Origin of the sequence: Sinorhizobium sp. NFACC03 (genome assembly GCF_900103435.1) — a bacterium.
Classification (GTDB): domain Bacteria; phylum Pseudomonadota; class Alphaproteobacteria; order Rhizobiales; family Rhizobiaceae; genus Ensifer.
Window position 1 is genome coordinate 146,056 of the sequence record NZ_FMXF01000001.1, and the last position, 20,894, is coordinate 166,949.

Consider the following 20,894-nt stretch of genomic DNA (forward strand, 5'->3'; position numbering starts at 1 on the left):
CCGAAAACGACGCAGTGATCTCGGGTCAGCGCGCCGAGAGCGCCTTCATCATCTGATCGATGTCGATGCCGCCCAGTCCGAAGTTTCGCTCGGTAAGGTCCGTCAGCCGTTCCGCCGTCAATGTTACCGTCCGGCGGATCTGCTCTTCCGTATGATCGCTGGTGATGAAGAAGCGCAGGCGCGCTAGACCCTCGGGCACCGCCGGATGGATGATCGGCAGTGCATTGACCCCTTCGGCAAGCAGGTCGTTCGAAAGCTGAACGGCACGCAGGGAATCGCCGACGATAACAGGAACGACGGAAAAGCCGCTGCTGAGACCCGTGTCGAGGCCGGCTTCCTTGGCAAGCTTCAGGAACAGGGCACCATTGCGGCGCAATGCCGCCGTCCGCGCCGGTTCGCGTTCCAGCACGTCGAGGCTCGCGGTGGCGGATGCGGCCAGCACCGGCGCAAGGCCGACGCTGTAGACGAAGCCGCCGGCGGATGCCTTGAGGACCTCGACCAGTGCTTCGCTACCGGCGATGTAACCGCCGCAGCTCGAGGTGGTCTTCGACAGCGTGCCCATCCAGACGTCGATCTCGTGCGGATCGACGCCGAAATGCTCGGCGAGCCCCCGGCCGGTCTTGCCGAGAACGCCAAGCGAGTGCGCCTCGTCGACCATCAGCCAGAAGCCGTATTCGGCGCGGAGCTTCAGAAGAGCCGGCAGGTCGGCGACGTCACCGTCCATCGAGTAGATGCCCTCGACGATGATCATGATGCGGCGATAGTCGCCCGCGACGGTGCGCAGCACGTGTTCGAGATCGGCGACATCATTGTGTTTGAACAGCCGCCGGGTCGCGCCCGAGAGCTTGATGCCGGCAAGCGCGCTGTTGTGGATGAACTCGTCATGGACGACGAGGTCCTTCGGGCCCATCAGGCAACTGATGGCAGCGACGTTGGTCAGGTAACCGCTGACGAAACAGACGGCGGCATCGACGCCGTAGAAACCCGCGATCTTTTCTTCGAGCGCCATATGCACCGGCCGCTCTCCGGCAACGAGGCGGCTCGCCGAGGCGGAGATGCCAAAGGTGCCGATCGTATCCCGCGCCTTGGCCAGTACCTCCGCATGGCGGTTGAGGCCGAGGTAGTCGTAGGAGGCGAAGTTGATCAGCTTTCGGCCGTCGATGACGGTGGTCGCCCCGGCCGCGGTCTGGTGCGCGCGATAGAACGGATTGGCGATGCCGAGTTGCTCGCTCGCGAACTTCTGGGTCATCACCTGCTTGTATTCCGGCAGATCTTCGAAACGGGCCTGCTGCCGGCGCACCGGCGGCGGCATCTCCCGCTCCGAGCGCGCCATGCGGTTGCGCTCGGAGGATTGATGCGTGTTCCGCATCCGGTCCAGCAGGTTCTCCTTGAGGCTGCTGGTCATCTTGGATGCGCCTGGACCGTTTCCGTTCGTGCTCATTGGCTCTGTGCTTTTTCCTTCGCCGTGCCGACGTGCCGCTGTGCGAGTTCGTTGACGATCTTGTCGTCGGCGGGCTCGGCATCGTCGCTCTGGTCGCGCTTGCTGACCTTCTCATAGAGCTTGCGGGCGACATCGCCAACCGTCGTGTTGTCAGCGACGCCGCTGAGCGGCATGTCGAAGCCGGTATTCTGCTGGAAGCTCATGCCGAGTTCGACCGCCATCAGGCTGTCGAGGCCGATTTCCTTCAGCACCTTGCTGCGTGTGACCGTATCCTTCGATACGCGCAGGATCGCGGCGATCTCGCCGGCGACGAGGTCGAAGAGGATGTCCTCGGCCTCCTGCGGCGACTTGCCCTCGATCATCGCGACGAGGTCCATCTGGGCGCCTTCGCCGCCGGTGGCGTGCTGGTCGGCGCTGCGCAGGATGACTTCGAAGAGGGCGTTTTTGGCAACCGGCAGGTTACGCGCAGCCGACCAGTCGATCTCCGAGATCATCACCGTGGCCGCATCGACGGTGCCCGGATCGAAGGCCAGGTGGCTCTCGACCATGTCGAGCGCCGTCTGTGCCTTCAGTGCCGTCTTGCCGATACGCTTGGCGAGCAGATCGTTCACATCGGTGTTCTGGACCAGGTAACCCTTGTCGGCGATCGCGCCGAAGCCGACGGCAAGACCCGCAAGACCACGGGCGCGACGGGCGCGGGCGAGGCCTTCGAGGTAGCCGTTGGCGGCGACGTAGTTCGCCTGTCCCGGGTTGCCGACAAGCGTTGTCGCCGACGAGAACAGGATGAAGTTGTCGAGCTTGTCGTCGTTGGTCAGCTGATCGAGAACGGCTGCGCCCTTGGCCTTGGTGTCAATGACCGGTCGGTTGCGCTCGCGATTGAGATTGCTGATCAGCGCGTCGTCGAGCACCATGGCGGCGTGGACGATCGAGCGGAGCGGTGCAATCGCACGCAACTCCTTGAGGAGACGCTCGGTCGCCGTCGGGTCGGTGACGTCACAGGCGTGTACCGTTGCCGACACGCCGGCCTTCGCCCAGGCCTCGATCATCGCCGTCGTTTCGGCATCCGCCTGGCCGCGGCGCGAGCAGAGCGCGATCGTCGTCGCGCCCTTTTCGACGAGCCAGTTGGCAGCAGCCAGACCGAAACCGCCGATGCCGCCGACGACGAGATGCATGCCGTTCGGATCGACCTGCATGCCGCCATGCGGACGCTTGGCAACGCGATGCTTGCCGGTGACCGGCGGCAACACGACGATCTTGCCGATATGGCCCGCATTCTGCATCAGCCGGAACGCATTGCCGATTTCGTCGAAGTCGAAGGCACGGTAGGGAAGCGGCGTCAGCTTGCCGTCTTCGAACAACGCGCCGATCTCGGTGAAGATCCGCTTGGTGAGCTTCGGCTGATTGACCAGCAGCTGGTCGGCGTCGATGCCGAAATAGCTGACATTGCGGCGGAAGGGCCGGAGACCAATCTTGCTGTCGGCATAGTAGTCGCGTTTGCCGAGCTCGAGGAAGCGACCGAAGGGCTTCACGAGTGCCAGGCTCTGTTCCATGGCTTCGGCAAAGAGCGAATTCAGAACGAGATCGACACCCTCTCCGTCCGTTACGGCGCGAACGTCGTTGACGAAACCGAGCGAACGGGAATCGAAGACGTGATCGGCACCCAGCATCGACAGGAAGCGGCGCTTCTCGCGCGTGCCTGCCGTGGCGATGACCTTGGCACCCTTCAGTTTCGCGACCTGCAGCGCGGCAAGGCCGACGCCGCCGGCAGCGCCGTGGATGAGGATCGTTTCGTCCGGCTGGATGCGGCCGAGTTCCACCATGGCGTAATAGGCGGTCAGGAAGGCGACAGGCACCGTTGCTGCGGCAACCGGGCTGACAGTCTGCGGCAACCTGGCGACGCCGGCGCGTGAGACGACGGCGTGGGTCGAGAAGGCGGATGAGGCGATTGCCATGACGGCATCACCGACCACGAGATCGTCGACGCCTTCGCCAACGGCAACCACGTGGCCGGAGAGTTCCATGCCGATCGTCGCGCCTGCGAAACCATCTTCGAGCGCTTCTTCGGGCAGCAGGCCCATCGCCCACATCACGTCGCGGAAGTTGAGGCCTGTCGCGGCAACCGCGACGACGACTTCACCCGGACCTGCGGCGGGAATGTCGCTCTCTTCCCAGACGATGCTGCCCACCTGCGAGCTGACGCGCTGACGGATCGTTGCGGCCTTGAAGGTGTCGATCGCCGCATGGGCGTTGTCGACCGGGCCGGGCACGGCACGGATTTCGGAAAGCGCCGCGTCTTGTCCCTCTAGCAGCCACTCGCGGTTGGCGTTGGCGCTGCCGAGCAGCGGAGATGCTGCCGCGATCTGCTCGATCGTGGTCGGCGAACCGTCGATATCGAGCGAGTGCACTTCGAGGAACTCATATTCGTTCTGAAGCACGCGGGCGAAGGCCCAGAGACCGGCATTGACGCCGTCGCTTGCAACCGTTTTGCCCGTTGTCCGGCTCGCGATCGGGGCTCCGCCTGGCGCGACGAGCACGAGACGCGGACGATTTTCGCCAGCAGGCTCGGCTCCGCCGATATGTTGACGCAAGGCTTCGGCAAAGGCGCCGAGAGCAAGGATTTGGGTCTGCAGCGAAGCGGAATCGTCTGTTCGGGATGCAGCTGTCGGCGACGCGAGGAAGATTGCCCGCAGCGGCTGTTCGCCAAGGGCCTCGAAACCGCTGAGAAGCGCTGCTTTGTCGGCTGCGATATCGCCGCTGAGATTGACCGGAATAGCCGATGCCGAAGGCTTGTTGCCCTTGCCGCCCGCGATCTGCAGCAGCAGATAGGGGCCGGTAGCCGGTGCTTCGGCACTTACGGACGCCGCGGCGGCGCCGCGCGCTTCGAGCAGGATGACATTGCCGCTCGCGCATTCGCGATCTGCAATATTGACGTCGCGCAGATCGAGATCACCGAAACATTTCTGCCAGTGCGGGACCGCCGCAAGATTGCCGATCGGGAATTCCGCGGTCTGGCTGCGGGCGAACCACCCCTCGGAAAGTCCGAGGGCAAAATCGTTGAAGAGCGATGGCGCGCTGACGGCGGCTATCAACCCGCCGGTATCGCGAAGCGTCGAGCGAAGCGCGGTGCGGACCGCCACGTCGTCCTCGATCAGGCTGTAAAGCCCGTCAGAGGCGCTGACTGCGAGGTCGAAGGACGTGAGCGTTGCAAGCTCACCCTTTTTGAGAATGCGCACATGGGCGTCGTTCTCGAAGGCCAATTCAAGCCCACGCTGGGCGTTGTCGCGCGCTTCGAATACGGTGAGGCTTGCGCCGTGCTTTTCGGCAAGCGTCGCCAGTCGGCGGGTAAAGGCGGACGAAACGCTGCCGAGTTCGACGATGCGCAGGCGCGCGCCGGAAGATGCCGAAGTCAGGATCTTTTCGAGCGCCTCGAGGACGAACGCCATCCGCTCCCGGCTTGCCCCGGAGTGGACGGCTTGATGATCAAGCGTGGCATCGCTGATGAAGGTGGTGCCATGAGCCGTTTCGTCGCCGGCCTGGAGCGCGTCAAGGCGCGCAAGGGCCTCCGCATAGGCATTGTTGATCAAGACGGCTTCGACGGCGCGGTCGGACCGCTCGCCATAGAGTTCGCGCAGGATCTCCGGGACGCTCGGCAGGTTGAAGTCCTGAGCAATCGTCCAGACGCCGTCCTTGTGCTCGCAGAGACCGGCGTCTTCCAGGACGTAGAGGCAGCTCGTCAGGAAACATTGGAAGGCAAAATCGCCGGGCAGGTTGTTGCCCTGAATGGTCGATCGACCCTTGGCGAGTTTGAGCGCAATCTCCTGGCAGGCGCGATAGATGGCTGCGTTGAAGAGCAACGTCGTGTTGTCGACGCCGGCTTCGCTGGCGGCAGGCATGGTGATCTTGATCGGCGCCGGCGCTTTACCCTGCAGACCCGGCAGCGTCGCTTCCGATTGCACGGCCTCGTAGTGGAAGGACAGCGCGTCGAGCGTCTTGTGCTTGCGCAGATAGGTACGGCGGAAGCGGCAATCCTCGAAGTGCGCGATCGGTGCGCCCGACTTGTCGAAGAAATGGAACTTCGCCTTGATCGAATTGGGGCTGACGCGCTCGATCTCGATCATTGCGCGCGCGATTGGCTGGCTGCCGTTGACGACCCGCACCGAACCGAAGCGCACGGGGATATAGGGGGCACCGCTCTTGTCGCCGGTGAAACGATCGAAGAGGGCGACAAGCCCGTGGAAGGTTGCGTCGACAGAGATCGGGTTCAAGGCGTAGGTGACGAGCGGGTGGCCAGCTGCATCAGGCGTCTTCAGCTCGACATCGACAAGCCGATCGCCATAGGCGACGGCCTTGGCCAGCAGCTGGAAGCGCGGGCCGTAGTCGAGACCGAACTGTTTCGCCGTCTCATAGGCACGGCCAGGCGCAACCGTTGCGGTCTTCGCCAAGCCGGCAAGCGACGGATAGGCGCACTCCTCGGCCGGCAATGGCTTGCGGCAGCGGGCAACCGCTTGCACGGCCCAATCGTCTTCCGACAGCCGTTCGCGCGAGCGGATCTCGATGTCGCCGGTCTCCGGCGAAAGCACCGTCGACAGCTCCATGATCTTCGTATCGCTGAGTTCCAGCGGGCGAACGATCTCCAGATTGGTGATCTCAACTTCGTCGCTGCCGTAGAACTGCTGTGCAGCGGCGACAGCGATTTCGATGAAGCCACTGCCCGGCAGGATCGCCTTGCCGTCCACGACGTGTTCGGCGAGGTCGGGGAAGAGATGGGCGTCGACATGGTTCTTCCAGCTGCCGCTGTTCGGGTCGCTGCGCCAGCCGATCAGGCGGTAGGGCTTGGCGGTCCGGCCGAAGAGGTCGGTGGCGTCGGTCGTTGCTGCGGGGCGCAGCTCGACGGGCTCGAACGGCAGGCTGGGAAGGGCGATCGAAGCGTTGCGCTTGCCGAAGACGCGGGTCGTGTCGACCATCGCGCCGTGCGCGACGGCACGCGCCATCGCTGCCGAAATCGGGTCCTGGCCGGTTTCGCCGACATCCCGGAGCAGGGTCGGTACGACCATGCCCGGGGCTGCAGCCTGCTTGATCGTCTCCTTGACATAGGACGACAGGATCGGACGCGGCGAAATTTCAATGAACAGGCGGCAACCCATCTCGATCGCGGCCTCGGCGGCCGCCTGGAAGCGGACCGGCTCGCGCACGTTCTTCCACCAGTAGTCCGGATCGAGTTGCGTGCCATCGAGCGCGGCACCCGTGACCGTCGACAGATAGGCGAGCTCGGTGCGTCGCGGTGCGATATCCGGAATGTCGGAGAGGAAGGCGTCCTTCGCCCGATCGATGATCGGGTGGTGGAAGGGATAGTTGATGTCGAGAATCTGGACCGGGATCTTCGCCTTGCGCGCAGCGTCGCGGAAGGCCGAGATCTGGTCGGCCGGTCCCGAGATCGTCACGGAATTGTGGGCATTGACCGCTGCGACGCAGAGGTTGTCGAGACCGCGCGCCTCGGCAAAGGCGCGGGCGGCGTCTTCTCCGAGCATGACGGCCGCCATCGTGCCGTGGCCGGCAAGCAGGTCCTGATGCAGCGAGCGCTTCGCCACGATCGAAACGGCGTCGACCAGTGAGAGCGCACCGGCGGCGTAGGCGGCGGCGATTTCACCGACGGAGTGGCCGAAGACCGCGACCGGCTTGACGCCCATGGCAACCAGCGAGTCGGAGAGGGCGGCCTGCACCGCGAAGAGCAATGGCTGGGCGATCTTCGTATCGGCAAGCTTCTTGTCGAGATCAGGATCGGTGAGAAGATCGGTCAATGCGATGTCGGAGTGGAACTTGAACAGCGCGCTGACCGAGGTGAAGCACTGACGGAAATGCAGGTTCTCGCGGAACGCTTCGACGCCCATGCCGGCCCATTGTGAGCCGTTGCCGGAGAAGACGAAGGCGACCTTGGCGTCGCGGACGACGGCTTCGCCGACTTCACCGATGCCGGAGCCCGGCTTTTCCAGGTGGCTGGCGATCGCGCGGACGATATCTTCCGGCTGATCGCTGCGGGCGGCAAAGCGATGGCGCATGTGGGTGCGGTTTGCACCCGATGCGGCGATCATCGCCCGTGCTTCCCCCTTGGAAGCATGTGCGAACGCCGCCTTATAGTCGCTGAGAAGCGCCTCCAGGCTCGACGCCGTATGGGCGCTCGCCAGGAAGACATGGCCGGAAGACGATGGGTTTGACGCCCTTTCGTCGGCCGCGGGTTCCGGATCGCTGATGACGACGTGGGCATTGGCGCCGCCGAAGCCGAAGGAATTGATGCCGGCAAGGCGAGCGCGTTTTCCCCGCAGCAGCTCGATCGGGTTCGCCGTGACGCGCACGTTGAGACCGTCGAAGTCGATGTGTTCGTTCGGCGTGTCGAAGTGCAGCGAAGCCGGCAGATAGTTGTTTTCAAGCGCCATGACGGCCTTCAGCATGCCGAAGAGGCCGGAAGCGGGTTCCGTGTGGCCGATGTTCGACTTGATCGAACCGATCGGCACCGGTGCCCGGCGCTTGGCGCCGATGACCGTTCCGATCGACCAGACCTCGGCGGGATCGCCGACCTTGGTGCCGGTGCCGTGGCCCTCGACGAAGGCCACCTGGTTGGCGTCGATGCCGTTGCCTTCGTAGATCGCCCGCAGAAGATTGGCCTGCGCCTCGCGGGAGGGGAGCGAAATGCCGTTGGTGCGCCCGGCCGAGTTCACGCCGGTCGCGACGATGCGCGCGTAGCTGCGGTCCTTCTCCCGGCGCGCCCTGTCCGAGCGGCGCAAGACGAAGACCACGCCACCTTCGGCGCGCACATAACCGGCGCCGTCATTGTCGTAGGCGCGGCAAAGCCCCTCGGGCGAAAGCATGCGTGCCTGGGCGAAGCCGACGAAGGGAAGGGGATGGGCAAGGATGTTGACGCCACCGACGATCGCGGTGTCGATCTCGCCCGACGTCAGAGCCCGCATCGCCTGGTCGAGCGCGACCAGCGAGGAGGAACAGGCGGTATCGACCGTCATGCTCGGACCGCTGAGGCCAAAGATATGCGAGATACGGTTGGAAACGATCGACAGCGTGTTGCCGGTCATGAAGTAAGGGCCGGCGGCAGCCGGGTCCTCGACCGTCAGGTTGGCATGATCGAGGCTCGATGCACCGATATAGACGCCGACATTCTCGCCATTCAGCGACGTTGCAGAGATATTGGCGTCTTCCAGTGCGCGCCAGGCGAGCTGAAGCAGCACGCGCTGCTGCGGATCCATGTACATGGCTTCGCGCTGCGACATGCCGAAGACGGCGGGATCGAAATCATAGAGTTGGTCCAGCACGCCGGCGGCAAAGGAATAGGTCTTGCCCTGCGTGCCCATGACGGGGTGCCAAAAACGCGCGACGTCCCAGCGATCCGACGGAATGCTGGTGACGGTGCACTTGCCCTGACGAAGAAGTTTGAACAACGCCGAAGGCGATTCTGCTCCAGGGGCGAGGCATGCTCGCCCAATTATCTCAACAGCCATGTATGATCGAACGCTCTAAACTGCCGCTAAAGTTGCATCTGCGATTGCGCGTCGGAGGCCGAAATGCAATCGCCAATCGTCATGCTGCCAGGCTATCCCCAGCTATATTCGTTCCGCCTCATTAGTCAGCTTTTAACTTAAAGTCCCTAGCTTTCAACCCCAAAGACTGAAGATATACACGCTGTCAACGCCAATCCAAGGCGGATAGGGCGATAAACCACACTCAAGGTAGAGAAGGTATGACCAGAAAGACGCGGCTCCAAATATTTTGCCCGTCTTGGTCTTCGGATGACTTGTTGTGGAACGGCGATTGTGCTTTTCAGAGACCGGCGAATTCCCGGTCGGGAGATAATGCGGCACGGAACTGTGAGTAAAATCATGGCTGTGTCGAATTTGGAGTGTCGTAGTTGAAACGAGTCAGTGCCCTTCTGCTTTGTACCGCCCTCGTGGGATGCCAGGCCGTTCCGGGCGAGGGGCCGCTGGCTGGGGCGATCGTCAAGGATGCCGGTCAATCCGGCGCCGAGATCGGCCGGCAAAATGCCACCGTTTTTGATATTGTCGATGTGGATGGCCGCTCCGCGCGCCTCGTTTCCGACTATGTCTCCTCGACGCTCAACCGCCGTTTCGGCATTGGCGGCGGCGTCGGCCGAGTCGTGATCGGCGTCGGCGACCAGCTCAAGGTCTCAATCTTCGAAGCCGGCAGCGACGGGCTGTTCTCGACGGCAGAGTCCAAGCAGACGAGCATCGATCTCGTCGTTCAGCCTGATGGCAAGGCTGCGATCCCCTATGTCGGTCCGGTCAACTTTGCCGGCCTGACGCTGGAGCAGGCGCGCCAGGAGATCCTGGAGGCGCTGAAGCAGAAGGCGGTCGAGCCTGATGTCATCGTCACCAGCATGAGCACCGCCTCGCGCAACGTCACGGTTTCCGGTGCAGTCGGCAAGTCGTCGGTCGTGCCGCTCAGCCTCGTCGACGAGACGATCAATGAGGTCATCGCCAAGGCGGGTGGCCCCGTTGCGCAGCCCTACGAGACCTATGTCACGCTGGTGCGCGGCAAGAAGACTGGAACGGTCCTCCTGAAGTCGATTATCGAAAATCCGTCGGAAAACATCCACGTCAAGCCGGGTGACCAGATCTTCGTATCGCGCGACCCGCGCCGCTTCACGATCCTCGGCGCAGTCAAGGCCAACCAGCGTGTCGAATTCGGCGCCAATGACCTGAACCTGCTCGAAGCCATGGGCCTTGCCGGCGGCGGCTCGGACTACACGCTCGACATGAAGGGCTATTTCATCTTCCGATACGAAGAGCCTGATGTCGTCATGAGCCTGCTTGGCCAGCAGCGTTTCAACGAGATGCTGCGCAAGGGCATGAAGACCGACAGCACGGGTCGCTACCCGATCGTCTACCGCTTCGACATGAGCAAGCCGGATAGCCTGATCGTCGGCCAGACCTTCCCGATCAAGAACCGCGACGTCATCTATGCTTCGCGCCACCCCTCGGTCGACTTCTCGAAGTTCCTCAACTTCATCGCCCAGCCGGTCGGCATCGCCAATTCCGGTTTCTCGATCGCCGACAATCTCAACGGCAACTAATCACGTTAAACAGCTTTTCTCGGGGGCGTCGACCGCAGGGTCGGCGCCTTTTGCTTATCTATCCTCCTGATTTTCAAAGCACGTGGAAGCGGCTTGTCGCCGCTCAAATTCTGTGATTGATCTTGGACTTAAATCGATTTTGGTGATCGATGGACGTTGGCAGGCAGGAATGAACTATGGCGGATAAAGCGTTGATCGTCGTGGACGTGCAGAACGATTTCTGCCCGGGCGGAGCGCTTGCGGTTGCAGGCGGTGATGAGATCGTGCCGATGATCAACGGCTTGATTGGCCGCTTCGAGCACGTGGTGCTGACGCAGGACTGGCATCCCGCCGGCCATTCGAGTTTTGCCTCCAGCCATCCCGGCAAGACCCCGTTCGAGATGATCGCCATGCCCTATGGCGGCCAGACGCTCTGGCCGGATCATTGCGTCCAGGGAACAGCCGGTGCCGATTTCCATCCGGCGCTCGCGTGGACGCGGGCCGAACTCCTGATCCGCAAGGGCTTCCGGCCCGAGATCGACAGCTATTCCGCCTTCTTCGAAAACGATCGCCGGACACCGACGGGTCTCACCGGCTATCTCAGGGACCGCGGCATCAAGAAGGTGACGCTGTGTGGGTTGGCGACCGATTTCTGCGTCGCCTTTTCCGCGCTTGATGCGGTTACACAGGGATTTTCGACATCCGTCATTCTCGAGGCCTGTCGGGGCATCGACCTCAACGGTTCGCTTCAGGCAATGGTCACGCGCATGCGCGATGCCGGTGTCGAGCTGAACTAGTTCGAGACCCTCGCGCTGAGGAAGGAGAGATTTCACCAATGACGAAGACCGATATCGCCAGGCGTGTCTATAACCATGCCTGGAAGCTCGACCCGATCGTGCGCAGCCTGCTGGACACGGATTTCTACAAGCTTTTGATGCTGCAGATGATCTGGCAGCTCTATCCGGACGTCGATGCGACCTTCTCGCTGATCAACCGCACGAAGACGGTGCGGCTTGCCGATGAGATCGACGAGCAGGAACTGCGCGATCAGCTTGATCATGCGCGTGAACTGCGCTTCTCCAAGAAGGAGATGATCTGGCTCGCCGGTAACACGTTTTACGGTCGCAAGCAGATCTTCTCGCCGGAATTTCTTGCCTGGCTCGCCAAGTTCCGCCTGCCGGACTATGAGTTGAAACGCAGCGGCGGTCAGTTCGAATTGACCTTCCGTGGCCGCTGGGCGGAAACCACCATGTGGGAGATCCCGGCGCTCGCGATCATCAATGAGTTGCGTTCACGCTCGGCGATGAAGGGCCTCGGCCCCTTTACCCTCGACGTGCTCTATGCTCGTGCGAAGGCGAAGATGTGGTCCAAGGTCGAGCGCCTGCGGCAGTATCCGAACCTCAGGATTTCGGATTTCGGTACGCGGCGCCGACACAGCTTCCTCTGGCAGCGCTGGTGCGTGGAGGCGCTGAAGGAAGGCATTGGAAGTTCCTTCTCGGGCTCCAGCAACGTGCTGCTTGCCATGGATACGGATCTGGAAGCGCTCGGCACCAACGCGCATGAGCTTCCGATGGTGGCCGCGGCGCTTGCCCGCAACGACAAGGAACTGGCCGCCGCCCCCTACAAGGTGTTGCAGGACTGGAACCAGCTCTATGGCGGCAACCTGTTGATCGTGCTGCCGGATGCGTTTGGAACAGCGGCGTTCCTTCGCGATGCACCCAAATGGGTCGCGGACTGGACGGGCTTCCGGCCGGATAGTGCGCCGCCGATCGAAGGTGGCGAGAAGATCCTCGCCTGGTGGAAGAAGATGGGCAAGGACCCGCGGGAGAAGCTGCTGATCTTCTCCGACGGCCTCGACGTCGACACGATCATCGAGACCTATCGCCATTTCGAGGGACGCGTGCGCATGAGCTTCGGCTGGGGCACCAACCTTACCAACGATTTTGCCGATTGCGCCCCGACGGAAATCAGCGGCCTCAACCCGATCTCGATCGTCTGCAAGGTCAGCGAAGCCGATGGCCGCCCGGCGGTGAAACTCTCCGACAATCCGCGCAAGGCGACCGGCGATCCGGCGGAGGTCGAGCGCTACCTCAAGTTCTTCGGCTCACAGGACTTCGTCGAGCAGGCGGTCAAGGTTTAGCCGCCAAGCTATTCCAGGAAAAGTGTGGAGCGGCTTTCCACCACTTCAAAAAAAGAAACCGGCAAGCGCCGGTTTCAAAAGGGGATCAAAGATGTTGCGACTGTCCATCATCGCAACGTCAAATCTGGCAGTGGAATCTTAAGGTTGCGTTAAAGCGCCAACCTGCCGTTGCATTTCTTCTCTAGAACACGAACATGTAGAGAAGGATGATGACGATGAGCGGCACGCCCATCAGCCAGAGAACGATACCTTTCATTGAGAAGCCTCCGCGTTACTGCCTTTGAAACGGTAACGCGGCATCGGGGAATACGTTCCCGATATCAGCCAGGCAGGCTGGCGCGCCTCAGGTCATGGCCTGGATTGAATCTCTCCCTTGCTCACGAACCAGGTCTTGTCGAAAAGTCTGAGATCCAGCGGATTCGGCATCCAGATATCGTGGATGTCGGGAAAATTCGTCGCGGCATCATAGGACCGGTCGATCTGCGAAATGAAAACGAAGATCAGCCCGCGTTCGCGTGCGTATGCTCTCAGCTTGCGGACCTGGTCGCTGACCGCAGGGTTTTCCCGCCTCTGGTCGAGAAGTTGCAAATAGTCCACGACCACCAGTGTACCACTTGGCGCCAAGGCCAGTTTCCTGATGATGTAATCGGCGCTGATTGCATCGGAGCAATCGATCTCGAACAGCGTGGCAAAAGGCGCGTGGTCCGCCCCGATGGCGGAAAAACGATTGATCACGTCGTTCACCGTGTATTCCAGCGTGAAGAAGAACGCCCGATGGCCTGACTTCATCGCATCCACGGCGAGCTCAAGACTTTTCAGCGTCTTGCCTTGTCCGGGCCGCGCGCCGAGAAGAACAAGATCCCCCGGTCTCAACCGGGTCAACAGCGTGGCGGCCGGGTCGGCTGCGCCATGTCGTGCGGCAAGCAGGCTCCAGTCGGCATAGCCCTCGTCAACGGCGATACGATTGAGCGCCTCATGGAGCGGGATGTTTTGGTCACGGGAAAGCCGCTTTGCTTTGCGCTTCAGATGATAGATCGGCGCAGACAGTTTCATCGGTAACCTCCTGATGCGAGCAGTCTTCGCAGCCCCTCCTTATGCTTGGTGCTCGAACAGTCGGTTCGATGGTGAGAGTGCCCCGTATGAAATCTACTTTCCCAAGCGGAGGGGGAGGCGTGGGCGCGCCCGAATCGAAGGATAGCGCAGAGGTTGGACGAGGTGAATGCCTGGCTGTGAGCGAAATCGGGACGAAATCTGAAAGAGTCCGTTGTCGCTGACGGAGCGGTACGTATCGACAGTGGGACGCGGATCGCAGATGAAAACTGACCAGGCACTGCAGTCGGCGTGCGGCAGTAACTACTTGTATTTCTTGGGAGGAAAACTGGTGCTGCTAGAGAGATTTGAACTCTCGGCCTCTCCCTTACCAAGGGAGTGCTCTACCCCTGAGCTATAGCAGCATCTGACGGCTGGTTCGTTGACAAGCCGCATCAAGCGAGGGGGCTATTGCCATAGCTGAGCGGGGAGTGCAAGCCGCATTTCGAAGTTTTTCGTGAAGACCTGTGAGAAAGTTCGCCGGCGCTTCCGAAGACCCTGGTTTTGCGCTAATGCAGGACTATGCAAACAAACGACAGCGACGGCAAGAAAACCGAGCCCGTGCCGGAAGAGCAGCGGATCGAAGGCAAGGTGCGCCGGGAGAAGAAGAAGGATACGACCGAGGCGGACCTGAAAAAGGCGCGTCTTGCCAGGAACTTGCGCGACAATCTCCAGCGCCGCAAGCAGCAGGCGCGGGCGCGCCGTTCCGGTGCAGCCGATGAGGTCAGCGGCCTTCCTGCCGCAAAAACGGACGAATCCCAAGATTAGTACGGGACAGGGGCGGCATTCGCCGGCTCCTTCCCGTTTGCCGGCGGCTCAGCCGTCTGGCGTCCAATTGCATAAATGCCCTTGGTCGGGTCGATCCAGGGCAGCGACTTAACCGATATGGCGACCTTTCGCGTCCGAATGGGCGCGCTGCGTTCAAGGCACTTCTAATTTCGCGGCGTCTCCACTAAAGAGGCGCCTTCAGACAACAGAGATATTTTTTGGAAAGGCGGGCGAAGCCCGTTCGAGAGGCCTCATGGATCGCATCAGGATTGTAGGCGGCAACAAGCTTAACGGCGTCATCCCGATTTCCGGCGCCAAGAACGCGGCCCTGCCGCTGATGATCGCGTCGCTTCTGACCGACGACACGTTGACGCTCGAAAACGTGCCGCATCTGGCCGACGTCGAGCAGCTGATCCGCATCCTCGGCAACCACGGCGTCGACATCTCCGTCAATGGTCGCCGCGAGCGCCAGGGCGAGAGCTACGCCCGCACCATCCATTTCACCTGCCGCAACATCGTCGATACGACCGCGCCTTACGAGCTGGTGTCGAAGATGCGCGCAAGCTTCTGGGTGATCGGCCCGCTGCTCGCCCGTGAAGGCAAGGCCCGCGTATCGCTGCCCGGTGGTTGCGCCATCGGCACGCGCCCGGTCGATCTGTTCATCGAAGGCCTTCAGGCACTCAGCGCCAATATCGAGATCGACGGCGGCTACGTCAACGCGACGGCGCCGGAAGGCGGCCTGGTCGGCGCACGCTACACTTTCCCGAAGGTGTCCGTCGGCGCCACCCACGTCCTGATGATGGCCGCGACGCTTGCAAACGGCACCACGGTGCTGGGCAACGCCGCGCGCGAGCCCGAAGTCGTCGACCTCGCCAACTGCCTCAATGCCATGGGCGCCAAGATCACCGGCCAGGGCACCCCGACGATCACGATTGAAGGCGTACGTTCGCTCTCCGGCGCCCGTCACCGCGTGTTGCCGGACCGGATCGAGACCGGCACCTATGCCATGGCGGTTGCCATGACCGGCGGCGACGTCATCCTTGAAGACACGAACATGGCGCTGCTCGACACGGCGCTGGAAGCGATCCGCCGCGCCGGCGCCGAGATCACCGAGACCAACAGCGGCATCCGCGTCGTGCGCAACGGTGCCGGCATCAAGCCGGTCGATATCGTCACCGATCCTTTCCCGGGCTTCCCGACCGACCTGCAGGCGCAGTTCATGGGGCTGATGACCAGGGCGAACGGCACCTCGCACATCACCGAGACGATCTTCGAGAACCGTTTCATGCATGTGCAGGAGCTCGCCCGCCTCGGGGCCAAGATCTCGCTCTCCGGCCAGACGGCCAAGATCGAGGGCGTTAGCCGGCTGAAGGGCGCGCCTGTCATGGCAACCGACCTTCGTGCGTCGGTCTCGCTCGTCATCGCCGGCCTTGCAGCCGAAGGCGAAACCATGGTCTCGCGCGTCTATCACCTCGACCGCGGCTTCGAGCGGCTGGAAGAGAAGCTCACCCGTTGCGGCGCGCATGTCGAGCGTGTCAGCGACTGATTTGATCGGTTGCGCCTGATACCGTTGCGGTTTCAGGCGCAACATTCTATGTCCATTTCAATTGTGGCACGGAAAATGTGCGGCGAAACGAAAGGAATGGACGGTATGAATGGTCTGAAGCTGCTGGCGCTCGACGAGGAAGATCTCGCTGTCGTCTCCGCCCATGTCCAGGATGCCGTGTTCAAGGTATCGGGGCTGGAATATGACGCCCGCCGCAAGCTATTTTCGCTTGTCGTCAATCGCTTCGTCTGGGAGACGGCCGACGGCAAGCGCCGCTCCTTCGAGCGTCGTCGCGCGCTGCTGCTGTTCAAGCGGGTGAATGCGGTCCGCTCGGTCGGCTTTGACCGCCGCGACGATGAAGCGGTACTTGACCTGCTGACGCTCAAGTTCACGGTGCGCGGCGAGGGGCCGGAAGGCACGCTCGAACTGGTTCTAGCCGGCGATGCCTCGATCGCGCTTGACGTCGAATGCATCGAAACGCAGCTTGCGGATACCGGCGGGGCGTGGGAAACCGCTTTCAAGCCCAAGCATCCCGAAGGCGCTTGAGCCGCTCGACCCGAACGACACTGGCATACAAGGACGTCCCCTTTGGCAATCAGGCTCAATTTTCTCGACGGTGACTTCGAACAAAAGTTCGCGTCATTCCTGACGACCAAGCGTGAGGTGTCCGAAGACGTCAATGCGGTGGTCAAGGCGATCATCGACGACGTGCGCGCCCGGGGCGATCAGGCACTCGCCGAATATTCCAAGCGCTTCGATGGCGTCGATTTCTCCGTGACGCCGATGGCCGTCGGCGCGGCCGAGATCGATGCGGCGATCCAGGCGGTCGAGCCGGAAGTGCTGGGCGCGCTCAAGGTCGCTGCCACCCGCATCGAGGCGCACCACGCGCGCCAGCGGCCGAAGGACGATATCTACGAAGACACGATGGGCGTCGGCCTCGGTTCGCGCTGGACGGCAGTCGATGCCGTCGGCCTCTATGTGCCCGGTGGCACGGCGAGCTATCCGAGCTCGGTGCTGATGAATGCGCTGCCGGCGAAGGTGGCGGGCGTTCCCCGCATCGTTATGGTGGTGCCGGCAAGCGGCGGTGAGATCAATCCGGCGGTGCTTGCAGCAGCAAGGCTTGCGGGCGTCGAGGAGATCTACCGCGTCGGCGGCGCGCAGGCCGTTGCGGCGCTTGCCTATGGCACCGAGACGATCGCCCCCGTCGCCAAGATTGTCGGCCCGGGCAATGCCTATGTTGCCGCCGCCAAGCGCCAGGTCTTCGGTACCGTCGGCATCGACATGATCGCCGGTCCCTCGGAAGTGCTTGTCATCGCCGACAAGCACAACGATCCGGACTGGATCGCCGCCGATCTCCTGGCCCAGGCCGAGCACGACGTCGGCGCCCAGTCGATCCTGATCACCGACGATCCGGCCTTCGGCCAGGCGGTCGAGGACGCGGTCGAGCGGCAATTGAAGACGCTGCCGCGGGCCGAAACGGCCTCGGCAAGCTGGCGCGATTTCGGCGCCGTCATTCTCGTGCCCGATCTCGAAAAGGCCGTGCCGCTCGCCAACCGTATTGCAGCGGAACATCTTGAGCTGGCGCTCGCCAATCCCGAGCCGATGGTCGAGAAGATCCGCAATGCCGGCGCGATCTTCGTCGGGCGGCACACGCCCGAAGTCATCGGTGATTATGTCGGCGGCTCCAACCACGTTCTGCCGACCGCGCGCTCGGCGCGCTTCTCGTCCGGCCTCGGCGTGCTCGATTATATGAAGCGCACGTCGATCCTTCGGCTCGATCCGGAGCAGTTGCGGATCCTCGGACCGGCGGCGATCGTGCTGGCAAAGTCCGAGGGGCTGGAGGCCCATGCGCGTTCCGTCGCTATTCGCCTCAATCTCGGGGATGCTGGATGAAGGCGGACCGCAATCTGCGCCTCTGCGATGTCGTTCTGGACGAGACCATCGGCCGCTCGACGCCCGACGTGGAGCATGAGCGCGCGGTTGCTATCTTCGACCTGCTCGAAGAAAACCTGTTCGAACCGGTCGGCCATCCCTGTGGCCCCTACAAGCTCAATCTCTCGCTCGTCGATGCGAAGCTGGTCTTTTCGATCTCGACCGAAAAGGGCGGCGATGTCGCCACCCACATCCTGTCGCTGACGCCGTTTCGCCGGATCGTGAAGGACTACTTCATGATCTGCGAGAGCTACTACGAGGCGATCCGCTCGGCGACACCGAGCCAGATCGAGGCGATCGACATGGGGCGCCGCGGCATTCACAACGAGGGCTCGCAGACCCTGATGGATCGACTGTCCGGCAAGATTCGGCTGGATTTCGATACGGCCCGCCGGCTGTTCACGCTCGTCTGCGTGCTCTATTGGCGCGGGTAGAGGCGCGAACCGGCATGACGGCAACCGAGGCACCGCAGTTGAAAGCGCCCCGCTCGGTCCTCTTCATGTGCGGCATGAATGCCATCCGCTCGCCGATGGCCGAAGCGCTCGCCAAGGCGGCGCTGCCAGCGGGAACGTATGTTGCCTCGGCCGGCGTCCGGCATGGCGAACGCGATCCGTTTGTCGACGTGGTCATGGCCGAGGTGGGCTTGAGCCTCGGCCGCCACCAGCCCCACACGCTGGATGAACTCGAGGACGACTACTTCGACCTCATCGTGACGCTGGCGCCGGAGGCGCATCACAAGGCGCTGGAATTGACTCGCTCGATGGCCGTCGACGTGGTCTATTGGCCAACGCCGGACCCGACGGTGGCAGCCGGCACCCGCGAGCAGATCGTCGATGCGTATCGCGCCGTGCGCGATCACCTGTCGACGCTGATCAATCATCGGTTGGTCGGCTCGCACAGACGAGAGAAAACTTGAGAGCTTCCCGGAAATCCGAGTGCGGTTTCCGACGACAGTTCTTTTTCATGTCTTCCTAGATCCCATCCGATTTAAGGCTAAAGACACGTAGCAGTTCAAAGTGCTATAGCGACCTCTGCGCCTCTGATAGGACGCGCGGCGCCGTAGCCGTCACAAAAGCGCAAAAGCCGGTGTTAGACGGTTCACAAATCCTCGTTGATTGTGTAGTTTCCGGCGAATTTTTCGGGATACCTGACGTATCCCTAAACAAAGATAGAAAGAACAGTCCTACATGGCGAAAGAAGAAGTCCTTGAATTTCCGGGCGTGGTCACCGAATTGCTTCCGAATGCGACCTTCCGCGTGAAGCTCGAAAACGAGCATGAGATCATCGCCCACACGGCGGGCCGCATGCGCAAGAACCGCATCCGCGTGCTTGCCGGCGACAAGGTTCTCGTCGAGATGACCCCGTACGACCTTACCAAGGGCCGTATCACCTACCGCTTCAAGTAAGCCGCTCCGGCTCTACGCAATTCCTGGAGCATTTCCGCTTCTTCTTCGAATCGCGAAAACGCTCTAACCTTTGGTTGGATCGCAATTCCAGACGCAAAACCGCTTCACCCGCATTTTTGCTGGAATTGCTCTGGAGTGACGGCTCGTTCCGATGACAGTGGCCAAGAAACTGATACTGGCGTCCGGCTCGCCGCGTCGCGTCGAACTTCTGGCGCAGGCGGGCATCGAGCCCGCGCGCCTGATGCCGATGGATCTCGACGAGACGCCGAAGCGTGCCGAACACCCGCGTTCGCTCGCAAGGCGTCTGTCGGCTGAAAAGGCGCGCGCAGCACTTGCGGCGATCAAGGGCGAGCCCGGCTGGGACGGAAGCTATATTCTGGCGGCCGATACGGTCGTCTGCGTCGGCCGGCGCATCCTGCCGAAGCCGGAACTGGTCAGCGAAGCCACCAGCGCACTGCACCTTCTCTCCGGCCGCAGCCATCGCGTCTATACCGGCGTGTGCCTGATCACCCCGGACAAGACGCTCAGGCAGAAGGTCGTCGACACCAAGGTGCGCTTCAAGCGCCTGTCCGGTTTCGATATCGAAAGCTATCTCGCCTCGGGCCAATGGCGCGGCAAGGCGGGCGGCTACGGCATCCAGGGCATTGCCGGCAGCTTCGTGGTGAAACTCGTCGGTTCCTACAGCAACGTCGTCGGCCTGCCGCTCTACGAAACCGTCAGCCTGCTTGTCGGCGAAGGCTATGATGTGCACAATCGTTGGCTGGAAGGCTGAAGCCGGTGCCAGACGAGACAAATAACGACGAAACGAAGAAGAGCGGTTCGAACGTCGCGCCCCTGCGGGCGCCTCGACCCTGCCCGGAATGCGGACGGCCGTCGCATCGGGAGCACTATCCCTTCTGCTCCGACCGCTGCCGCAATGTCGACCTCAATCGCTGGCTCTCCGGCTCCTATGCCATTCCGGTTGCCGACGACGAAACGAAGGCCGACGACGACGATCGCTAAGGCGTACCGCTGCGGTCGGGCGCGTGGGTCCGGCCTTTCCCTCAACGCTCCTCTTTATCGTGAACGACGCCTGGATGGTCCTGCGCGCCAGCAGGAGAATGCGGCCGCCATTTTCGGTCTCCGAGGACCACTTCTGTCTCGGAGAGTACGGGGGAAGCGAATGCGATCTCTCTGAAACTCTTTGCTTTTTCGGTTTTTTTGACTGTCCACAGGATTTCGGTCAAAAAACTTTCATTTGGCGCTGGACACCGCCGAACAAGATGCTATAACCCCGCTCGCTTCCGGGGCAAACACAAGCGCCCCGAGGGTTCCGCAAGGAACCGCTGCCCGAAACGGCAGGATGCCCGGATAGCTCAGTTGGTAGAGCAGCGGATTGAAAATCCGCGTGTCGGTGGTTCAAATCCGCCTCCGGGCACCATCACTAAAATCAACCTTTGATTTTATTGTGGTTTTTCGCCCTAAACGTCCAGAAAATCTACACTACCCCTAAAAGCTGG

The 20,894-nt window shown here is 62.1% G+C and carries 15 protein-coding genes and 2 tRNA genes; 13 read left to right on the forward strand and 4 right to left on the reverse strand.

Features of this window, described 5'->3' with window-relative positions; translation table 11 throughout:
• Positions 1-25 precede the first annotated feature (25 nt).
• Together BLU35_RS00675 and BLU35_RS00680 are read right to left on the reverse strand one after the other, a co-directional pair.
• Complete coding sequence (locus BLU35_RS00675) at positions 26-1,441, reverse strand: aminotransferase class I/II-fold pyridoxal phosphate-dependent enzyme (RefSeq protein WP_093231879.1); 1,416 nt, start codon at positions 1,439-1,441, stop codon at positions 26-28.
• Positions 1,438-8,946 (reverse strand): type I polyketide synthase, encoded by a 7,509-nt coding sequence (locus BLU35_RS00680; RefSeq protein WP_093231880.1) that lies wholly within the window; start codon positions 8,944-8,946, stop codon positions 1,438-1,440. The genes BLU35_RS00675 and BLU35_RS00680 overlap by 4 nt, the downstream gene beginning before the upstream one ends.
• A 407-nt stretch (positions 8,947-9,353) precedes the next feature.
• Between BLU35_RS00680 and BLU35_RS00685 the strand changes: the two genes are divergently transcribed.
• The 3 genes from BLU35_RS00685 to pncB all read left to right on the forward strand — a co-directional run bounded on the left by BLU35_RS00685 (position 9,354) and on the right by pncB (position 12,654).
• Positions 9,354-10,535 (forward strand): polysaccharide biosynthesis/export family protein, encoded by a 1,182-nt coding sequence (locus BLU35_RS00685; RefSeq protein WP_057248163.1) that lies wholly within the window; start codon positions 9,354-9,356, stop codon positions 10,533-10,535.
• 176 nt (positions 10,536-10,711) lie between these two features.
• On the forward strand, positions 10,712-11,311 hold the full coding sequence (pncA, locus tag BLU35_RS00690) for a bifunctional nicotinamidase/pyrazinamidase (protein WP_057248164.1): 600 nt from the start codon (positions 10,712-10,714) through the stop codon (positions 11,309-11,311).
• A gap of 38 nt (positions 11,312-11,349) precedes the next feature.
• A complete protein-coding gene (gene pncB, locus BLU35_RS00695; protein WP_057248165.1) occupies positions 11,350-12,654 on the forward strand; it encodes a nicotinate phosphoribosyltransferase in 1,305 nt (434 codons plus the stop codon).
• A gap of 348 nt (positions 12,655-13,002) precedes the next feature.
• Here the strand turns inward: pncB and BLU35_RS00700 are convergent, their stop codons facing one another.
• Together BLU35_RS00700 and BLU35_RS00705 are read right to left on the reverse strand one after the other, a co-directional pair.
• Entirely contained in the window at positions 13,003-13,707 is a 705-nt protein-coding gene (locus tag BLU35_RS00700) for a DNA helicase (protein ID WP_093231881.1), read from the reverse strand.
• Between the two features lie 326 nt (positions 13,708-14,033).
• Positions 14,034-14,108, reverse strand: a tRNA-Thr gene (locus BLU35_RS00705).
• 157 nt (positions 14,109-14,265) lie between these two features.
• On the opposite strand from BLU35_RS00705, the gene BLU35_RS00710 reads away from it, so the two are divergent.
• The 10 genes from BLU35_RS00710 (at position 14,266) to BLU35_RS00755 (ending at position 20,815) form a co-directional block, all read left to right on the forward strand.
• Complete coding sequence (locus BLU35_RS00710; protein ID WP_502688124.1) at positions 14,266-14,511, forward strand: hypothetical protein; 246 nt, start codon at positions 14,266-14,268, stop codon at positions 14,509-14,511.
• Positions 14,512-14,764: 253 nt separating this feature from the next.
• Positions 14,765-16,057 carry a UDP-N-acetylglucosamine 1-carboxyvinyltransferase gene (gene murA / locus BLU35_RS00715; protein ID WP_057248168.1) on the forward strand — a complete coding sequence of 431 codons (1,293 nt, stop codon included), beginning with the start codon at positions 14,765-14,767 and terminating at the stop codon, positions 16,055-16,057.
• A gap of 105 nt (positions 16,058-16,162) precedes the next feature.
• Positions 16,163-16,603, forward strand: coding sequence for a DUF2948 family protein (locus tag BLU35_RS00720; RefSeq protein ID WP_058323703.1), 441 nt, complete (start codon positions 16,163-16,165; stop codon positions 16,601-16,603).
• Positions 16,604-16,645: 42 nt separating this feature from the next.
• Positions 16,646-17,950 carry a histidinol dehydrogenase gene (hisD, locus tag BLU35_RS00725; protein ID WP_093231882.1) on the forward strand — a complete coding sequence of 435 codons (1,305 nt, stop codon included), beginning with the start codon at positions 16,646-16,648 and terminating at the stop codon, positions 17,948-17,950.
• Complete coding sequence (locus BLU35_RS00730; protein ID WP_057248170.1) at positions 17,947-18,423, forward strand: UPF0262 family protein; 477 nt, start codon at positions 17,947-17,949, stop codon at positions 18,421-18,423. The genes hisD and BLU35_RS00730 overlap by 4 nt, the downstream gene beginning before the upstream one ends.
• A gap of 14 nt (positions 18,424-18,437) precedes the next feature.
• Positions 18,438-18,905, forward strand: a complete 468-nt coding sequence (locus BLU35_RS00735; RefSeq protein WP_057248171.1) for an arsenate-mycothiol transferase ArsC — start codon at positions 18,438-18,440, stop codon at positions 18,903-18,905.
• A 271-nt stretch (positions 18,906-19,176) separates the two neighbouring features.
• Positions 19,177-19,395, forward strand: a complete 219-nt coding sequence (infA, locus tag BLU35_RS00740; RefSeq protein WP_004435948.1) for a translation initiation factor IF-1 — start codon at positions 19,177-19,179, stop codon at positions 19,393-19,395.
• 151 nt (positions 19,396-19,546) lie between these two features.
• Positions 19,547-20,167, forward strand: a complete 621-nt coding sequence (locus BLU35_RS00745) for a Maf-like protein (protein WP_058323566.1) — start codon at positions 19,547-19,549, stop codon at positions 20,165-20,167.
• A 5-nt stretch (positions 20,168-20,172) separates the two neighbouring features.
• Positions 20,173-20,397 carry a DNA gyrase inhibitor YacG gene (yacG, locus tag BLU35_RS00750; protein ID WP_057248174.1) on the forward strand — a complete coding sequence of 75 codons (225 nt, stop codon included), beginning with the start codon at positions 20,173-20,175 and terminating at the stop codon, positions 20,395-20,397.
• A 342-nt stretch (positions 20,398-20,739) separates the two neighbouring features.
• Positions 20,740-20,815, forward strand: a tRNA-Phe gene (locus BLU35_RS00755).
• Positions 20,816-20,894 lie beyond the last annotated feature (79 nt).

What these genes read in the sequence shown, in the direction of transcription:
- BLU35_RS00675 (WP_093231879.1), bottom strand. Translation starts at nt 1,441, where the DNA reads ATGAGCACGAACGGAAACGGTCCAGGCGCATCCAAGATGACCAGCAGC.
- BLU35_RS00680 (WP_093231880.1), bottom strand. Translation starts at nt 8,946, where the DNA reads ATGGCTGTTGAGATAATTGGGCGAGCATGCCTCGCCCCTGGAGCAGAA.
- pncA (WP_057248164.1), top strand. Translation starts at nt 10,712, where the DNA reads ATGGCGGATAAAGCGTTGATCGTCGTGGACGTGCAGAACGATTTCTGC.
- pncB (WP_057248165.1), top strand. Translation starts at nt 11,350, where the DNA reads ATGACGAAGACCGATATCGCCAGGCGTGTCTATAACCATGCCTGGAAG.
- BLU35_RS00700 (WP_093231881.1), bottom strand. Translation starts at nt 13,707, where the DNA reads ATGAAACTGTCTGCGCCGATCTATCATCTGAAGCGCAAAGCAAAGCGG.
- BLU35_RS00710 (WP_502688124.1), top strand. Translation starts at nt 14,266, where the DNA reads ATGCAAACAAACGACAGCGACGGCAAGAAAACCGAGCCCGTGCCGGAA.
- murA (WP_057248168.1), top strand. Translation starts at nt 14,765, where the DNA reads ATGGATCGCATCAGGATTGTAGGCGGCAACAAGCTTAACGGCGTCATC.
- BLU35_RS00720 (WP_058323703.1), top strand. Translation starts at nt 16,163, where the DNA reads ATGAATGGTCTGAAGCTGCTGGCGCTCGACGAGGAAGATCTCGCTGTC.
- BLU35_RS00730 (WP_057248170.1), top strand. Translation starts at nt 17,947, where the DNA reads ATGAAGGCGGACCGCAATCTGCGCCTCTGCGATGTCGTTCTGGACGAG.
- BLU35_RS00735 (WP_057248171.1), top strand. Translation starts at nt 18,438, where the DNA reads ATGACGGCAACCGAGGCACCGCAGTTGAAAGCGCCCCGCTCGGTCCTC.
- infA (WP_004435948.1), top strand. Translation starts at nt 19,177, where the DNA reads ATGGCGAAAGAAGAAGTCCTTGAATTTCCGGGCGTGGTCACCGAATTG.
- BLU35_RS00745 (WP_058323566.1), top strand. Translation starts at nt 19,547, where the DNA reads ATGACAGTGGCCAAGAAACTGATACTGGCGTCCGGCTCGCCGCGTCGC.